At 63.0% G+C, this 16,887-nt stretch carries 18 protein-coding genes and 1 tRNA gene; 8 read left to right on the top strand and 11 right to left on the bottom strand.

Annotated elements, in window-relative coordinates:
* Positions 1–40: 40 nt before the first annotated feature.
* The 3 genes from typA to IG197_RS16950 all read right to left on the bottom strand — a co-directional run bounded on the left by typA (position 41) and on the right by IG197_RS16950 (position 5,036).
* The gene (typA, locus tag IG197_RS16960; RefSeq protein ID WP_192313604.1) at positions 41–1,870 is read right to left on the bottom strand and encodes a translational GTPase TypA; all 1,830 of its coding nucleotides are present in this window, start codon (positions 1,868–1,870) and stop codon (positions 41–43) included.
* Between the two features lie 132 nt (positions 1,871–2,002).
* Positions 2,003–2,962, bottom strand: coding sequence for a small ribosomal subunit Rsm22 family protein (locus IG197_RS16955; RefSeq protein WP_192313601.1), 960 nt, complete (start codon positions 2,960–2,962; stop codon positions 2,003–2,005).
* A gap of 19 nt (positions 2,963–2,981) precedes the next feature.
* Entirely contained in the window at positions 2,982–5,036 is a 2,055-nt protein-coding gene (locus tag IG197_RS16950) for a M3 family metallopeptidase (protein WP_192313598.1), read from the bottom strand.
* 130 nt (positions 5,037–5,166) lie between these two features.
* On the opposite strand from IG197_RS16950, the gene IG197_RS16945 reads away from it, so the two are divergent.
* Complete coding sequence (locus IG197_RS16945; RefSeq protein WP_192313595.1) at positions 5,167–5,643, top strand: MarR family winged helix-turn-helix transcriptional regulator; 477 nt, start codon at positions 5,167–5,169, stop codon at positions 5,641–5,643.
* Positions 5,640–6,896 (top strand): multidrug effflux MFS transporter, encoded by a 1,257-nt coding sequence (locus IG197_RS16940; RefSeq protein WP_192313592.1) that lies wholly within the window; start codon positions 5,640–5,642, stop codon positions 6,894–6,896. The genes IG197_RS16945 and IG197_RS16940 overlap by 4 nt, the downstream gene beginning before the upstream one ends.
* 79 nt (positions 6,897–6,975) lie before the next feature.
* On the opposite strand, the gene IG197_RS16935 is transcribed toward IG197_RS16940, so the two are convergent.
* From IG197_RS16935 to IG197_RS16920, 4 genes are all read right to left on the bottom strand, one after another.
* A complete protein-coding gene (locus IG197_RS16935) occupies positions 6,976–7,380 on the bottom strand; it encodes a nuclear transport factor 2 family protein (RefSeq protein WP_192313589.1) in 405 nt (134 codons plus the stop codon).
* 43 nt (positions 7,381–7,423) lie between these two features.
* Positions 7,424–8,176: a DUF429 domain-containing protein gene (locus tag IG197_RS16930; RefSeq protein WP_192313586.1), complete on the bottom strand. Its 753-nt coding sequence runs from the start codon at positions 8,174–8,176 to the stop codon at positions 7,424–7,426.
* Positions 8,173–9,075, bottom strand: coding sequence for a pyridoxal kinase PdxY (gene pdxY, locus IG197_RS16925; RefSeq protein ID WP_192313583.1), 903 nt, complete (start codon positions 9,073–9,075; stop codon positions 8,173–8,175). Before pdxY ends, IG197_RS16930 begins: the two co-directional genes overlap by 4 nt.
* 210 nt (positions 9,076–9,285) lie before the next feature.
* Positions 9,286–9,543: a hypothetical protein gene (locus IG197_RS16920; RefSeq protein ID WP_192313580.1), complete on the bottom strand. Its 258-nt coding sequence runs from the start codon at positions 9,541–9,543 to the stop codon at positions 9,286–9,288.
* A gap of 101 nt (positions 9,544–9,644) precedes the next feature.
* On the opposite strand from IG197_RS16920, the gene IG197_RS16915 reads away from it, so the two are divergent.
* The 5 genes from IG197_RS16915 (at position 9,645) to ppa (ending at position 13,252) form a co-directional block, all read left to right on the top strand.
* Positions 9,645–10,280, top strand: a complete 636-nt coding sequence (locus IG197_RS16915; protein WP_192313576.1) for a LemA family protein — start codon at positions 9,645–9,647, stop codon at positions 10,278–10,280.
* Between the two features lie 189 nt (positions 10,281–10,469).
* Positions 10,470–11,330 carry a YgcG family protein gene (locus tag IG197_RS16910; RefSeq protein ID WP_192313573.1) on the top strand — a complete coding sequence of 287 codons (861 nt, stop codon included), beginning with the start codon at positions 10,470–10,472 and terminating at the stop codon, positions 11,328–11,330.
* Positions 11,331–11,336: 6 nt separating this feature from the next.
* Complete coding sequence (locus tag IG197_RS16905; protein WP_192313570.1) at positions 11,337–11,975, top strand: TPM domain-containing protein; 639 nt, start codon at positions 11,337–11,339, stop codon at positions 11,973–11,975.
* A 129-nt stretch (positions 11,976–12,104) separates the two neighbouring features.
* The gene (locus IG197_RS16900) at positions 12,105–12,611 is read left to right on the top strand and encodes a GNAT family N-acetyltransferase (RefSeq protein WP_067956474.1); all 507 of its coding nucleotides are present in this window, start codon (positions 12,105–12,107) and stop codon (positions 12,609–12,611) included.
* Between the two features lie 104 nt (positions 12,612–12,715).
* Positions 12,716–13,252 (top strand): inorganic diphosphatase, encoded by a 537-nt coding sequence (ppa, locus tag IG197_RS16895; protein WP_067956472.1) that lies wholly within the window; start codon positions 12,716–12,718, stop codon positions 13,250–13,252.
* A gap of 57 nt (positions 13,253–13,309) precedes the next feature.
* On the opposite strand, the gene IG197_RS16890 is transcribed toward ppa, so the two are convergent.
* From IG197_RS16890 to IG197_RS16880, 3 genes are all read right to left on the bottom strand, one after another.
* Positions 13,310–13,918 (bottom strand): hypothetical protein, encoded by a 609-nt coding sequence (locus IG197_RS16890; protein WP_192313567.1) that lies wholly within the window; start codon positions 13,916–13,918, stop codon positions 13,310–13,312.
* A 96-nt stretch (positions 13,919–14,014) separates the two neighbouring features.
* Entirely contained in the window at positions 14,015–14,329 is a 315-nt protein-coding gene (locus IG197_RS16885; RefSeq protein WP_067956468.1) for a DUF167 family protein, read from the bottom strand.
* 9 nt (positions 14,330–14,338) lie between these two features.
* Entirely contained in the window at positions 14,339–14,629 is a 291-nt protein-coding gene (locus tag IG197_RS16880; RefSeq protein WP_067966013.1) for a YggT family protein, read from the bottom strand.
* A 176-nt stretch (positions 14,630–14,805) separates the two neighbouring features.
* Here IG197_RS16880 and IG197_RS16875 point away from each other — a divergent pair.
* Positions 14,806–14,881: transfer RNA gene (locus IG197_RS16875), tRNA-Ala, on the top strand.
* A 242-nt stretch (positions 14,882–15,123) separates the two neighbouring features.
* On the opposite strand, the gene IG197_RS16870 is transcribed toward IG197_RS16875, so the two are convergent.
* Positions 15,124–16,836 carry a recombinase family protein gene (locus tag IG197_RS16870; RefSeq protein WP_192313564.1) on the bottom strand — a complete coding sequence of 571 codons (1,713 nt, stop codon included), beginning with the start codon at positions 16,834–16,836 and terminating at the stop codon, positions 15,124–15,126.
* Positions 16,837–16,887: the final 51 nt, after the last annotated feature.

Raw genomic sequence — 16,887 nt, 5'->3', positions numbered from 1 at the left:
GCCTCCATTGGAGACGCCCTTTTGATTTGTGCCGCGTGGCTTATGCCGCGCCGGCGGTCTTCGACGACTTCTCGAAGCGCTTGCGCTCGTTCGGGTCGAGATAGAGCTTGCGCAGGCGGATGGTCTCCGGCGTCACTTCGACCAGTTCGTCGTCCTGGATCCAGGCGAGCGCGCGCTCGAGCGTCATGCGGATCGGCGGCGTCAGGCGCACTGCTTCATCCTTGCCGGCGGCGCGGATATTGGTCAGCTTCTTGCCCTTCAGCACGTTGACCTCGAGGTCGTTGTCGCGGCTGTGGATACCGATGATCATGCCCTGGTAGACCTTCACGCCGGCGTCGATGACCATCGGGCCGCGGTCTTCCAGGTTCCACATGGCGAATGCAACCGACTCACCCTGATCATTGGATATCAGAACGCCGTTGGTGCGACCGGGCAGCTCGCCCTTGTAGCCCTGGTAGGAGTGGAACAGGCGGTTCATGACAGCCGTGCCACGCGTATCGGTGAGCAGTTCCGACTGGTAGCCGATCAGGCCGCGCGTCGGCGCATGGAACACCAGACGCTGCCGGTTGCCGCCTGAAGGACGCAGCTCGACCATCTCGGCCTTGCGCTCCGACATCTTCTGGACGACGACGCCGGCATGCTCTTCATCAACGTCGATGACGACTTCTTCGACGGGCTCGAGCAGGTCGCCGTTCTCGTCCTTCTGCATGACGACACGCGGACGCGACACGGCAAGCTCGAAGCCCTCGCGGCGCATCGTTTCGATCAGCACGGCCAGCTGCAATTCGCCACGGCCGGAGACGTAGAACGAATCCTTGTCGGCCGATTCCTCGATCTTGAGGGCGACGTTGCCTTCGGCTTCCTTGAGCAGACGGTCGCGGATGACGCGGCTGGTGACCTTGTCACCTTCGGTGCCGGCCAGCGGCGAGTCGTTGACGATGAAGGACATGGTGACGGTCGGCGGATCGATCGGCTGCGCATGCAGCGGCTCGGTCACGGCCGGGTCGCAGAAGGTGTCGGCGACGGTTCCCTTGGAAAGGCCGGCGATGGCAACGATGTCGCCTGCCTGCGCTTCTTCGATCGGCTGACGCTCGAGACCACGAAAGGCGAGGATCTTGGAGACGCGGCCGGTTTCCAGCAGCGAACCGTCATGGTGCAGCACCTTGACCGGCTGGTTGGACTTCAGCGTGCCGGATTCGATGCGGCCGGTGATGATGCGACCGAGGAACGGGTTCGCCTCGAGAATGGTGCCGATCATGCGGAACGGGCCGGGGTGAACCGTCGGTGCCGGTACGTGCTTGAGCACGAGGTCGAACAGCGGCGCCAGGCCCTGGTCCTTCGGGCCTTCCGGATTCTCGGAAACCCAGCCATCGCGGCCCGAACCGTAGAGGATCGGGAAGTCGAGCTGTTCGTCGGTGGCGTCGAGGGCTGCGAACAGGTCGAACACCTCGTTGATGACTTCCTGATGGCGGCCATCAGGACGGTCGATCTTGTTGATGACGACGATCGGCTTCAGGCCGACCTTGAGCGCCTTGCCGACCACGAACTTGGTCTGCGGCATCGGGCCTTCGGCAGCGTCGACCAGAACAATCGCGCTGTCGACCATCGACAGGATGCGTTCGACCTCGCCGCCGAAATCGGCGTGGCCAGGGGTGTCGACGATGTTGATGCGGGTGTCCTTCCAGTCGACCGAAGTCGCCTTGGCCAGGATGGTGATGCCGCGTTCCTTTTCGAGATCGTTCGAATCCATCGCGCGCTCGGCGACGCGCTGGTTTTCACGGAACGAGCCGGATTGCTTGAGAAGCTGGTCGACCAGCGTGGTCTTGCCATGGTCGACGTGCGCGATGATCGCGATATTGCGGAGGTTCATATGTCTACTCGGGAGCGTTGCGGGCACTGCCTGTCGACGCGCCGCGTTTCGTGTGGCCGGGCTCATACAGCTTTTTTCGCAAATGCGAAAGGGGGGCGGGCAAATCGGCCGATTTTCTGCCCGCCGGCAAGCCTACAAGAAGTCGCCCCAGTCGGCCCGTCGTGCCGACCTGAACAGCTCGCCATCGCGCTTGGTCAAGAGCTTTTCCTCGATCGAGCCATTTTCCAGGCACAGTTTGAGCTGGACCTTGCCCGATCCGCCGCGCGCCGGCGCCAAGACCCGGGCGCGGAATGGTTCAGCCGGCATGCGCGACGCGGCCAGGAAAATGTATTTCTCGTCTTCCCACGGCACCTCGCCACGCTTGGTCAGCCGATGCAGCCGCGAGCGCGCCACGCGGCGCGAAAAATGGCACCAGTCGGGCTCGACGATCGGGCAGGCTTCGGCATGCGGACAAGGTGCCGTCAGATGTGCGCCGAGATCGATGAGGCGCTGTCGCACCGCCATCATGCGCTGCCAGCCGGCCGGCGTGCCGGGCTCGACCACGACAAGCAGGCCATCGGTGGCAGCCCACAGGCGCTCGACCAACGCGAGCCCCTCGGCCGGCGACAACTCGTCCAGCACATAGGCCAGCGTCACCAGATCGGCCTTGTCGGCCTCGAAGCTCTTGGCGGCATCCGCCACGCGCCAATCCACATGCGCAACGCCCGAATGCGCCGACAACGCAAGGCCAACCTTATGGATCGCCTGGCTTGCCTCGAGCATCGTCGCGGAATCGATGCTCGGCCAGCAGTCCGAAGCCGCCCAAAGTGCCGTGCCTGGACCGGCACCGATGTCGAGCAGGCTTTTCGGCGCAAAGTCAGGCATCAGCTCGGCGGCACTTTCGAGACTCGCCCTGACGGCCGCAAATGTCGCCGGCAGCCGCGTCGCCAGATAGGCGTTGGCGAACATCTCGTCCGACAGATGCAGTTTTCCATCGCGCAACTCGGCGCGATAGCGGCTCGACAAGGTGTCGGCAGCCCGCTGCAACTCGCCAAGCGGCACGCCTTCCAGCGCCCGGTCGACCGCCGCCCGCAATGCTGCCGGTAGTTCCATCGGCCTGCCCGTCCGCGGCCTAGACGAGGCCGCGCTTTTCCATCATCGCCTCCGGCGACGGCAACTTGCCGCGGAAGGCCTTGTAGAGTTCTTCCGGATCGGCCGAACCGCCTGCCGCATAGATGTGCTTGCGTAGCTTCTCGGCCATGCCGGGATTGAAGGCGTCGCCGGTTTCCTCGAAGGCGGCGAAGGCGTCGGCGTCGAGCACTTCCGACCACATGTAGGAGTAGTAGCCGGCCGAATAGCCCTCGCCCGAGAACACATGCAGGAAATGCGGCGTACGGTGACGCATGACGATCGCATCCGGCATGCCGAGCTTTTCCAGTGTCTCGGCTTCGAAGGCGGCGGGCTCCGTCGGTGCGTCCGGCCGGGCATGATAGGCCATGTCGACAAGCGCCGACGAGGCGAACTCGACGGTGGCAAAGCCGGCGCCGAAAGTCTTGGCAGCCAGCATCTTGTCGAGCAGAGCCTTGGGCATCGGCTTGCCGGTCTTGTAGTGCAGCGCATGCTTTTCCAGCACCGCCGGCACCGTCAGCCAGTGTTCGTAGAGTTGCGACGGCAATTCGACGAAGTCGCGGCTGACCGAGGTGCCCGCCACTGACGGCCAGGTGACATCGGTCAGCATGCCATGCAAAGCGTGGCCAAATTCATGGAACAGCGTCTTGGCCTCGTCGAGCGACAGCAGCGCCGGCTCGCCGGCCTTCGGCTTGGCGGAGTTCATGATGTTGTAGATGATCGGCGTCGAGCCCTTGCCCAGCCTGTAGCCTGACTGCAGCGCACTCATCCAGGCACCCGAACGCTTCGACTGGCGGGCAAAATAGTCGGCGAGGAAGAGCCCGCGCGTGCTGCCGTCGGCGTTGAACACCTCGAACACCCTGGCATCGGGATGCCAGGCGGCAACGTCGGGCACTTCCTTGAAGGTGATGCCGAACAACCGGGTCGCGACATCGAAGCAGGCCTTGATGACGTTCTCGAGCTGGAGGTAGGGCTTCAGCTCGGCCTCGTCGAAGGCGTATTTCTCCGCCCGCAGCTTCTCCTGATAGAAGCGCCAGTCCCAGGCGGCGAGCTTGTCGTTGCTGCCGGCGGCCGCTGCAAGGCGCTGCAGTTCGGTCTCGTCGGCGGCGGCCTTCTCGCGCGCCTTGTTCCACACCGGCTCGAGCAGCTCCATCACCGCCTTGGGGGTCTTTGCCATGGTGTCGTCGAGCTTCAGCGCCGCATAGCTGTCATAGCCGAGCAGCCTGGCCTTTTCGGCGCGCAGGCTGAGCGTATCGCGCACAATGCTGGCATTGTCGGTCTCGCCACCTGTTTCGCCGCGTCCCGCAAAAGCCTTGAATGCCTTTTCGCGCAGGTCACGCCGCTCGGAGAACGTCGTGAACGGCTCATAGATCGAGCGTGACAAGGTGACGGCGTACTTACCCGTCTCGCCGCGCGCCTCGGCAGCCTGGCCCATCGCACCACGGACAAATTCCGGCAGGCCGTCGAGATCGCCTTCGTCGAGAAACAGCACCCATTCCCTCTCGTCGGCCAGAACGTTCTGGCCGAACTTGGCGCCAAGCGAGGCAAGCTCTTCCTGGATAGCGGCAAGCCGCGACTTGCCCACCGGGTCGAGCTTGGCACCCGAACGGACGAAGCCTTTCCAGGTTTTTTCCAGCACCCTCAGCGTCTCAGGGTCTAGGCCGAGCGAAGCGCGGCGGGAGTAGAGATCGTCTATGCGAGCAAACAGCTTCTCGTTCATCGAGATTGCCGAGAAATGGCGAGCCATCTTCGGCGAGATCTCACGCTCCATCGCCTGGATCGCGTCATTGGTGTGGGCACCGGCGCGGCACCAGAAGATCGAGGACACGCGGTCGAGCGCATCACCTGCGAGCTCCATTGCTTCAAGCGTGTTGGCGACCGTCGCTTGTTCCGCATTGGCGGCAATCGCATCGATCTCGGCGGCGTGCGCGGCAAGCGCTGCATCAAACACCGGCCCGAAATCGCTGTCCTCGATCCTGGTGAAATCCGGCAGGCCGAGCGGCCCGGCCCAATGGGTCAGCGGATGACGCGCGAGATCGATGTTCTGGCTGGCGGACATGAATGGCTTCCTCGATTGGCATTCGGTTCGGACAGCCTCGATGTAGGGCCGGACCGGTAACTGCGCAACCGCATTGACTCGTCGCCTCACGTAAACTAAGTAACCCATATAATAAGGATTGCTTACTAAAATGCCTGCCAGTCCGGAAACCGACACTTTCGGCTTCATCGTCAACGATCTCTCGCGCATCATCCGCGCCGAGATGGACCGCCGCACCACTGAAGCCGGCCTCGGCCTGACCACCGGCGAGGGCCGGGCGCTGCTCAATGTCAGCCGCACCGGTCCGATCAGGCAGACGGCATTGGCCGAGCGGCTGGGTGTCGAAGCGATGACCCTGAGCGGTCTTGTCGACCGGCTAGAAGCCAAGGGGTTCGTCGAGCGCCAGCCCGATCCGGCCGATCGCCGTGCCAAGCTGGTCACCCTCACCGAAGCCGGGTCTACCGTCGTCAGGCAGATCGAGCCCATCGCCGCCGCGATCCGAAGCGAGGCAGCGTTTGGCATCGATCCGGACGACTGGCAGCGCCTTCTCGTTTCACTGCGGTCAGCCCGCACCAACCTGCTCGCCACGCGCACCGAAGCGCTTTCGGGCGAGGACACGGCGGCATGAACATGCGCACTGATATCAGCCAGGCGCTGGACCTTGTGGAAACCGCACCGATCATGAGCGAGCGTCGGGTGTCGCTGATCGGCGGCCTGATGGTTGCCATCGGCCCGATCTCGCTGGCGCTGTTCACGCCCGCCATGCCCGAGATCGTCCAGGCCTTCGGCACCACCGAAGCTGCGGTCAAGATGACGCTGTCGCTCTATTTCGGCGGCTTTGCCTTTGCCCAACTCGTCTGTGGCCCGCTTTCCGACGGTTTTGGCCGCCGCCCGATCACGCTCGCCTTCATGGCGATCTATCTTGCCGCAAGCGTTCTGGCGCTGATGGCGCCGAACATCGAAACGCTCGTCGTCGCGCGCTTCCTGCAGGGCGTCGGCGCCGCCGTCGGTGTTTCGGTGGCGCGTGCCGTCGTTCGCGACGTCTTCACCCACGAACGCTCCGCCCGCATCATGAACATGATCGGCATCCTTTTGGCCCTCGGCCCGGCCATCGCGCCAACCCTCGGCGGCCTGACCATGGAGTTGTTCGGCTGGCATGCCATCTTCGTGGTGATGGTGCTGCTCGGCGTCGTCGTCATGCTGGTGGCGATCTTTGCCCTGCGCGAAACGGTGACGCGCGACCTCAGCCGCATCCGGCCGAAAGCCCTCGTCACCTCCTACGGCTCGCTCTTCCGCAGCCCCTATTTCGTGCTCTGCTGCCTGGTCATCGCCGGCACGACCGGCGCGATCTACACCCAGGCGACCGTGCTGGCCTTCATTCTGATGGAGCGTGTCGGCCTCACGCCCACCCAGTTCGGCGTCGGCATGCTGATGCAGACCGCCAATTTCATGGCCGGCGCGATCGTCATGCGCATCTTCATGAAGCGTTTCGGCGCAGCAAGGATGGTGCCCGTCGGCCTGGTTTTCGTTGCCATCGGATCGATCGCCATGGCCATCCTGCTCAGGACCTATGAACCCAGCTTCCTGCTGGTCATGGTTCCGGTCGGCATCTACGCCTTCGGCATCGCCATGATCTCGCCGGCGATGATGACGGCGGCGATGGCGCCCTTCCCCGAAAATGCCGGGGCGGCATCCGCCATGATGGGCTTCTTCCAGATGGGCGCGGGAATGGTTGGCGGTGCAGCGGCGGCATTGATGGGTGACCCGGTCAATGCGCTCGCCACCGTGATCCCGATCATGGGCCTCCTTGCCATTCTGTCATGGCTGATCTGGCGCCGGCTGCCGGAGCCGTCGCTGATGGCACGGCTGAAGCAGGGCTAGAGCAGCAGCAGTTTTCCGTCCGGAATTGCGCAGGACATGGAGACAGAGAGCTTCCGCAACCCACGAAAAGCGGAACGCTCTAGAAGCCGTCGCAATTCTCGCCGATCGTCATCTGCGTGTTGGCGACGATGAGGCCGTTCCTGGCGGTAAATGTCTCGCGCGTCGTCATGTCATTGTTGGGGAAGTCGTAGCAGGTACGCACCACGGTCGTTTCGCCCATTTCCGCTTCGATCTTGTGGCGGATCTTGGCGCCTTTCACGGCAACCTGCCATTCATCCATCGAGGCGATGAACTCCGCCTTGCTCTGGGTCACGCCAATATCGTCGAGCCGTATCGTCGCATTGTCGGCCAACAGTTGCGACAGGGTCGGACCATCCGCCTTGAGCAGCGCCTGATACCAACGGTCGACGATGCTCTCCTGCGCCACGGCGCCGGCGGCCACCAGCAGCGCCAGGACTGTGGCAATCGTACGAACGGGCAACATCACACGCCTCCCTGTCGGACAGGAGTATTGTCGGACGAAAGCATTAAACCCAGATCGCGACCGGAATGCCATTGATATCGCGCCCGGGCGGCGACGGAAAGCTCATGGTCTCGCCGCGCCGGTGCCGCTCGGCGATCAGCATCATCGCGCAGGCATCGAGGAAGTCGTCAGCAGCCGCACCGCGCGGCGGAGGCTGGTCGAGGAAGCCGCGGCCATGGCCGACGCGCGCCAGCAGCGTTTTCCGCTCCGCCATGCCGTCGGGATTGACACGACCCTTGATCTTCTTCGGCAATCTCATCGCCTGCCCGCCATTCAGCCGCCAGAACGCCACTTCGGGATGGGATTCTATCACGCGCTCACGCAGCTCCGGCCTCGAGATCATCAGCGCGTCGATCTCCCGTATCTTGGCAAATATGCCGAAGGCCTGGATCGAGACGCCGCGTGGCGGCTCAGAGGTCCGCATAGCGATCTCGCTCGACCGGCGATGCGCGGCGTACCAGGCCTCGAGATCGGTGAACTCGGCCGCCTCAGCATGGACTGCCGCGCGCGACGGGATCGAAAACACGCTCGATTGCCGCTGGCCGAGCAAAGGCCGCACCAGCATCTCGGGACCACGACCACCCTTGGTGGTGAAGTCAGGCAGGCCGATCGGCATGTCGACCGCCACCACCGCATCGTCTGGAATTGCCGCCAACAGCGCGTCGAAGCTGCCGAACACCTGCGCTCTCGTTCCGGCGTCGTCACGGATCACCGCGACCCATCCGGCCTTGCAGCCGTCGACGCCGGCAACCGTCACGCCCCAGAATCCTGGCCGGGTTTCCGGCTCCGCGAGGGATGGATGAGCGTGCGCAGCTCGACCATCGCCATCGGATGCGACAGGCTTTGCGCATCGGTTTCGAGCTGCAGCTCGTCGCCGCCGCGCTTCGACGTGCGCGCCAGGATCTCGTAGACGGCAGCGGTGGTCGACTGCAGCGCCTTGGATGGCGTGTGCCCGGCCAGCAGTCGCGCCAGAAAGACGGCAGCACTCAGGTCGCCGAGCCCGTTCGGCGGGCGCTCGACCGTGCGGTGTTCGGCCAGCAGCGCCTGCGTCTGGGTGACCAGCAAATTGCCCGTGCCGTTGGCCATCATCGCCGGCGCCGAGGTGACCAGCATCGTTGCCGGCCCGAGCCCGAGGGCAGTCGCCATTGTCGAACGCATGTCGTCGGCCTTGGCACCCGCCAGCCATTCCAGCTCATAGCGATTGGGCGTGGCGATATCGGCCAAGGGCAGCAACCTGTCGCGAATGCCCGCGGCCAGCGTCTCGGCGACATATAGCCCGCCCTTGTCGCCGATGACGGGATCGCAAACATAGAGCGCCTTCGGATTTCTCACCTTCACCGTTTCGACCAGCGAGGCCACAGCTTGCACCTGGCCTGGCTCGCCGAGATAACCCGACAGCACCGCAGCGACTTCGCCTAGCCATGGCGCCCGCTCAAGATCGGCCATGAAGGCGGCGAATTGTTCTGTCGGCGGCACGATGCGCGTCGCACGGCCATGGCCCGGGTGCCACGGCAAGATCACCGTCGGTACGGCCCAGACCGGGTGGCCGAGCGTCTCCAGCGCAAACACCGCCGCGCGGTTGCCCACCGACCCACGCGCGACATGGCTCGACACGACGATGACCGCGCGTGGCGCTCCGGACTGTTCAGTGCTCATCAGATTTTCACCAGTGCAATGTAAGACAACAACCAGAAGACAAGCGCGATAGCCAACACGGCACCCAGCCATTGGGCGTCTCGCCTTTTTCTTTCGCAGCATATTTGCGGCGTGCGACAAACGAGCGTCCGCCATGGTCGCTCTCACGCGACAGCCGTTTGAGGATGCGGCGAGACTCCGCCGGCCCCCCGTCCTCACTGCCTGTCACCATTATCCGCCTCGAACGAGATAATTGATCAGCCACAGAACGAGGCCGATGGTCAGGAGAAAGCCGAGGATGCGGCCGATGCGCGTGCCGATGTGCTCGATCGGGTCGGCCTTGTCGACGTCGGCGGCGCCGAGATGATTGCGTATTTCGCTGGCCTTGCGCGCCACGAACGACGCGCCGCCAGGGTCGCTCTCGCGTGCTATGCGGTCGAGGATGCGGCGCGATTCCTTCTCGCCGTCGCTGTCTCTCGGTGACGCCATCGTCAAAAACTCCTGGCATCATCGCCAAATCGAACGCCGGTTTTCTCCAGGCGCGTTTGTGATAATGCTGTCGGATCAGTTGCTTTGTCGAGGACAAACAGATGCGCATGCAAGCTTCGCCGGCACTTCCTGCTTTCCGTCTGCTTCCGGCTTTCGTTGTTCTGGCGATCGTCGTGCCATTGCTGTCGGCCTGTGGCTACAACACCATCCCGACCCAGGAAGAGCAGGCGAAGGCGGCCTGGAGCGAAGTGCTGAACCAGTACCAGCGCCGCGCCGACCTCATCCCCAACCTGGTCGAGACGGTGAAGGGTTACGCCTCGCATGAGAAGGACACGCTGGAAGGCGTCGTCGAGGCCCGCGCCAAGGCAACCCAGGTGACGGTGACGCCGGAAACGCTGACCGACCCCAACGCCTTCAAGGCTTTCCAGGACAACCAGGCCGGCCTGACCAGCGCGCTGTCACGCCTGCTCGCGGTCGTCGAGAACTACCCCGACCTCAAGGCCAACCAGAACTTCCTCGCTTTGCAGGCCCAGCTCGAAGGCACCGAAAACCGCATCGCCGTCGCCCGCCGCGACTACATCGAGACCGTTCGCGTCTACAACACCTCGCTCAAGACCTTCCCCGCCATGATTTGGAACACGCTCTGGTTCCGCAACCAACCATTCCAGAACTTCACCGTCGCCGAAGATAAGCTCGAGGCGCCCAAGGTGAATTTCGGCACCGGCCAGGGCGGGTGATGACCATAAGCGGGGTCGGACCTCTCCGGTAAAGTTGCAGCAATGACCTTGAGCGCGGGCGCCCGGACACCCCCCTCTGGCCTGCCGGCCATCTCCCCCGCAAGGGGGGAGATCAGCTGGACGCACGGCCTGTATTCATCGCAAACATTGAACGTCCAGCACCAAGGCCGGCGCTGCCAATCTCCCGCCATGCGGGGGAGATGGCCGGCAGGCCAGAGGCGGGTGCTCAAGCACGTCCCTGCCCTTCTCGCATTGCTTCTGCTGTTGTTTGCGGCTCCCGTCCTCGCCGCCGAACTGCCCATCCTCACCGGCCGTGTCGTCGACGACGCCGGCATCATCGACGCCGCCACCGAAGCCGAGCTGGTCCAGAAACTCGCGGCTTTCGAGCAGAAATCCTCCGACCAGATCGTCGTCGCCACCATCCCGAGCCTCGACGGCGAGGAGATCGAGCCCTATGCCAACCGCCTGTTCCGCGCCTGGAAGCTCGGCCAGGCCGGTGAGGACAATGGCGTGCTGCTGATCGTGGCGCCCAACGACCGGCGCATGCGCATCGAGGTGGGTTACGGCCTGGAAGGCGTGCTCACCGACCTGCACACCAAGCTGATCATCGAGAACACCATGGTGCCGGCCTTCCGCGCCGGCGATTTTTCGGGCGGCATTTCCAAGGCGGTCGACGACATCGTCATGGTCGTCGAGGGCGATGGCGCCGAACTCGAGGCACGCGCCAAGCGCAATGAGCAGACCGGCGTTGCCGGCTGGAGCGAAGACGACATCATCTTTTTCGTCTTCATAGCGCTTTGGGCGACTCTTTTCTTTGGCGGCATGGCCATGGCCATCCTGCCGCGAATGTATGGCCGCAAGCTCGGACCCGGCCGCTACGAGTGGCTCGGCATGACCTTCAATTACAACCAGCGCTCCGGCTCGTCGTCATCAGGCGGCGGCTGGTCCTCGGGTGGCGGCGGCGGAGGCTGGTCGTCGGGCGGCGGTGGCGGCGGATTTTCCGGCGGGGGCGGATCCTCCGGCGGCGGCGGTTCATCGGGGAGCTGGTAGGACGACATGACCCAGACCACGCTCCCCCCCAGCGATCACGGACGCATCGCCGCGGCCATCCGCGCCGCCGAAGCCCAGACCTCCGGCGAGATCTACTGCGTCGTCGCCCACCGCAGCGATGGCTACTTCTTTGCCGCGGCCTTCGCCGTCATCACGGGTATCCTGCTGGTCAGCCTCGCCGCGGCCTTGGTGCTCGAATACTGGTGGGTCGCCGTCCGGCTGCCGCATTTCGTCATCGTCCAGTTGCTGGCGGCGGCGGCTGCCTGCGCGCTGTTGTGGTGGCTGCCCGGCCTGCGCATCCGGCTCGTCCCGCGTGGCCTGCTCTACCGCGCCGCCCACGCCAACGCGCTGAGGCAGTTCTATGCCCGCAACGTGCATCTCACCACCGCACGCACCGGCGTGCTGATCTTCGTGTCGCTGGCCGAACGTTATGCCGAGGTCGTCGCCGACGCCGGCATCCACGCCAAGGTTCCGCAGGACGCCTGGGACGGCATCGTCCGCGACCTCACCGCAGAAGCGCGTGCCAACCGTCTCGCCGACGGTTTCGTTGCGGCCATCGCCACAGTCGGCACCCTGCTAGCCCGGCATTTCCCAGTGTCTTCAGCCGACGTCAACGAACTCGACGACCACCTCGTCGAGATCTGACCGCATAGCCCTGGTGAGTCCATTTGGACACACCTGCACCTGATCCTCGATCCGGATCACATGAAACGCCATTCCGGCCGCGTGCGGACTCTTTGCAACTGTCGCGGCGCGGTTTATGGTTAAGAAACTATGAACACGCTGACGATCGACATCAGGAAAGCCGAGCCCCGCGACGCGGATGCCATCGCCGAGGTGCATCACGAGGCCTGGCGCGGCGCTTATTCCGGCATCATCCCGCATCGTGCGCTGACCACCATGATCAACCGCCGCGGCGGCGAATGGTGGGCCAACGCCATCCGCCGCGCCGCAACCGTTCTGGTGATCGAGATCGGCGGCAAGATTGCCGGTTATGCCACGCTCGGCCGCAACCGCGCCCGTGAACTCAAGCAGCAGGGCGAGATCTACGAACTCTACCTCCGCCCCGAATGCCAGGGCATCGGCCTCGGCAGCCGCCTTTTCGCCGCCGCCCGCCAGCGCCTCGCCGACCACGGCCTCAAGGGCATGGTGGTCTGGGCGCTCGAGGAGAACGACAACGCGCTCGCCTTCTATTCCGGTGCCGGCGGCCGCGACATCGCCGAGGGCGTCGAGGTTTTCGACCACAAGGCGCTGAAGAAGGTCGCTTTCGTCTGGGAGTGATCCGGAAAGCAAGCCTTTCGTCGCAGTCTCCTGACATCAATATTGCATTGCACACGCGGCCCAAGGCGTTTATCGGGAGGCACCTTTAATTCTGGAGCTTCCCCATGCGCATCGATGCGATTTCGATCGGCAAGAATCCGCCTGAAGACGTCAACGTGATCGTCGAAGTGCCTGTCGGCGGCCAGCCGATCAAGTACGAGATGGACAAGGAAGCCGGCACGCTCGTCGTCGACCGCTTCCTCTACACCCCGATGCACTATCCGGGTAACTACGGCTTCGTGCCGCACACCCTTTCCGGCGACGGCGACCCGATCGACGTGCTGGTCTGCAACACCCGCCAGCTCATTCCCGGCTGCGTCATCAACGTGCGCCCGATCGGCGTGCTGGTCATGGAAGACAATGCCGGCCAGGACGAAAAGGTTATCGCCGTTCCGTCGCCCAAGCTGACCCGCCGCTACGAGAACGTCTTCAACCACACCGACCTGCCCGAGATCACGCTGCAGCAGATCGAGCACTTCTTCGGCCATTACAAGGATCTCGAGCCCGGCAAGTGGGTCAAGATCGGCGGCTGGCACGATGCGGCCTACGCCAAGAAGATGATCGTCGAGGCGATCGAACGCGCCAAGGCGCTGAAGGCCTGAGGCTTCTGTTTCAAGGTCAGTGAATACCGGGCGCGGTTCGGCAGTGCCGACCGCGCCTCAATTCTTTGGCTTGCCTTCAGAGTAGAACACCGGCATCGGATCGCCGACGAGCACCCTCTCGTCCGAGCCGCAGGCAAAATCGCGAGCCTGTTCGTCGGCGATCTTGCGCGCCAGCTCATTGGCCTTGGGTTCACCGGTCGCCAACACCAGCCCAACGACGCAGCCATCGGCCTTGCCCGGCTGCCCGACCTTCGCCACCACCAGCACCTCGATTTCCTTGTCGCCCTCGGCAGGTTCCGCCTGGACGTACCAGCGGCGGATGGTGGCGAACGGGACCACCTTGCCGTCATGGCTCGAAATGCGCCATTCGGCCTTGCCGGCACTTCTGTTGAACGTCTCGAAGCTCTGCCACGGGATGTCGACGAAATCGGCGGGCGGGAAACCGTAGAACACGGACTCCCTGAGATCGGCTGAAAACACCAGCACCGGATAGCCGCGATATCCCGGACAAACCATGTTGGCATAGTCGCCGTCATCTGTGCCGGCCTTGTCGAAGAGCACGCAGTCCGCCTCGGTGTTGGTCTCGACATAGGCGCTCGAGATCTCTTCCGCCACGGCCTGATGCAACGGCAAGGCAAGGGCCAAGGCAAATACAAGCTTCCGCATTCCGCGCTCCCCTCCGAACCTGCGATGCCCCGCAACATCCTGCGCGCATGCAACCGGAGTATGTCGCGCCCGAGCCACGTTATCCAGAGCGCGGGCTCAGCGCCTGGCGAGCTCCATCATGAGCTTGGCCAGTTCGCCTGTGTTGCCTGCCACGCGAATGGTCTTCAGTCGCGAGGTTGCGCCGGCGACCACTTTTATGGAGTTTCTCGGAATGCCCAACTCGGCTGCGAGCAGCTTCTCAAGCGCTGCGTTGGCCTTGCCTTTTTCTGGCACGGCGCGCACCCGCGCCGCGAGATGGCAGCGTTCGTCGGCCGCCTGCTCAACACCTTCGACAGCATCCTTCGAGGAACGCGGCGTCAGCCTGACATAAAGCTCGACGCCGTCATCACGCTCCTTGAAGAAGCTGGCCACCACCAAAGGTCAGATGACGAGCGGAGCCACCGTGGTGAGGATGAACTGCCTGACGAAGAACAGCGCAAGCAGAAGCACGATCGGCGAAATGTCGATGCCGCCAAGGTCTGGCATCAGGCGACGGATCGGCCGTAGCGCCGGCTCGGTCAGCCGGAACAGCATATTGCCGATGGTGCCGACCACCTGGTTGCGCGGGTTGACCACGTTGAAAGCATAGAGCCAGGAGAAGATCGCCGAGGCGATGATGATCCACCAGTAGAGGTCGAGGGCCAGAACGATGGTCTGAATGAGGGCGAGCATGCCGATCTCCAATGAATTGCCGACATTTAGCCATTGCACGCCTGAGCGGCAAGTCCCGCCTGACAGACCGTGCGTTCCGCGACTGCCGCACCTGCCGGAATGTGATTTCGCCCCTACGTCAACTGCTCGCTTGACAGACGGCTTCGAGCGCCAATAAATGCGGCCATCCGCTGAACGGGGCTGTAGCTCAGCTGGGAGAGCGCGTCGTTCGCAATGACGAGGTCAGGAGTTCGATCCTCCTCAGCTCCACCAGCGGAATATTGGCAAACTACCATTTCTCCCAGCACTCAGAATTACCTGGACTTTTCCGTAGCTTAGCGCGGAGAGAGACCGAAAGGCTGGTCTCACCGGGCGCTGAGACCAGCAATTCTGGGGCATTTGCGGGCGCCGTCTCTGTGGCCGTTTTCCGTGACCAATTCGCGGGACAAATGATTATGCCTGCATCGCAAGGATGCAGGCATAACCGTGAGCTTGAACAGCGTTTTTCTGGAGTTCTAGCCACGAAGCTGAGTGGCCTGGGCTGACCAATCGTTGGACAGATCCAGCCGCGCGAGGGTGCGTGCGGACAGCTCGACTGGCTGCAGGCCCGTCAGGATCTCATGTGTAAGCTGAGGCGAAAGAAACGCCAGCGGCAATAGGCGACTAATCTCGGCCGGGTGCACCTCGAAGTGCTCTGCGATCTCGACAAGGGTGATCCCGGCGCGTTCGGTCAGCATTGCAAGATAGAGTTGGGCCTTTGCTATTAGCGATACGAGCGGTGGGGCTGGTTGCCGTGCCGGAGCATTTTCGGGATCCAGGACAAGTCGCGCTTCAATACCGCGACGCTTTAAAGCGATCGGAACGAAGATTGTCTCTGTTGTTACCTCACTGAAATCTGTCGAGCTGGTCTTAACCAATTCGGTTTTATCGCTGCCGTCGATCAGCATCCGGATCAAGGCAGCACGGTCGATGTCAAAGCGGATCTCCGTTGCAGAGAGAGTGATCCGTTTGAACAACACGTGCAGTATGGCTTTCGCCTGGACATTCGTTTCACAGGACGCCAAGCGATCGGCGATCTGTGATGCGCCACTCAACCCAGAAAGAACCATATCTGGCGAGGTATCTGCAGCAAGCCACTTCGAGAGCTTGATCTGATCGGACAGTAGCCTCTTCGCGAACGAGCGGACGACGTTTTCCAACTCCGAAGCCGGAACGCGCCAGCCGCCCTCATCACGACGATCCTTCGGCAGGAGTCTGCTTGATACGTAATAGCGATAGCGTTTGCCATGGTTGGTCGCATGGGTTGGCCGCAGCCGATCCCCCGTCTCGTCAAAGACAATCCCCGACAGCAAGTGTGTATCGGGATGGACGGACGAGCCCTTCACGCGGACAGCGCCCAGTGCCATCAGTTCTTGGACCTTTTCGAACAACTCATTGTCGACGATGGGTTGATGTTCACCGTCATGGACGTTGTCGTGATGACGCAGCTTGCCGATATAAAGCGGGTTGGCCAGCATCTTGTAGACCATGCCAGCATGCATCCGGCGGGTGAAGGGAACGGCGCAATCGTCCTGTAGTGTTTGGGCGACGCTGTCCGCCTGCCTATTTACCTCAGCTACAAGCGCCGGCACCGACCGGAGTTGCACATAGCGTTCGAACAAGCCTAGCACGAAACCTGCTTCCGGCTCCTTGATGATCAGTTTCCTTTGCTGCACCGCATAGCCTAGCGGCACAGTACCTCCCATCCACATGCCCTTCTTCTTGGAGGCGGCTATCTTGTCACGGATGCGCTCGGCAGTGACCTCACGTTCGAACTGGGCAAAGGACAAGAGCACGTTTAGCGTGAGCCTGCCCATTGAAGTGGTCGTGTTAAACTGCTGGGTGACGGAGACAAACGAGACACTGCTGTTGTCGAAAATCTCGACGATGCGCGAGAAGTCCATCAGAGAGCGGGTCAACCGGTCGATTTTGTAGACCACCACGACATCTATCTTGCGATCGCGGATGTCCTGGAGCAGCCGCTGCAATGCCGGTCGCTCCATTGTACCGCCCGAGATGCCACCATCATCATAACGGTCAGCGACCAGTTTCCAGCCAAGACCAACTTGCGAGGCGATGAAGGCGGCACAGGCTTCACGCTGAGCGTCGAGTGAGTTGAAATCCTGATCGAGACCTTCCTCACTCGACTTACGGGTATAGATCGCACAGCGCAGCTGCTGTTTCGACATACCGAGTTTGCTCTGATCTGATGGCTGCTGGGTGCTACTATGCCGGGGAAT

This window comes from Aminobacter sp. SR38 (assembly GCF_014843375.1).
GTDB lineage: Bacteria > Pseudomonadota > Alphaproteobacteria > Rhizobiales > Rhizobiaceae > Aminobacter > Aminobacter ciceronei.
The sequence above is the reverse complement of the archived record's forward strand: the minus strand, read 5'-3'. Positions and strand labels throughout refer to the sequence as shown.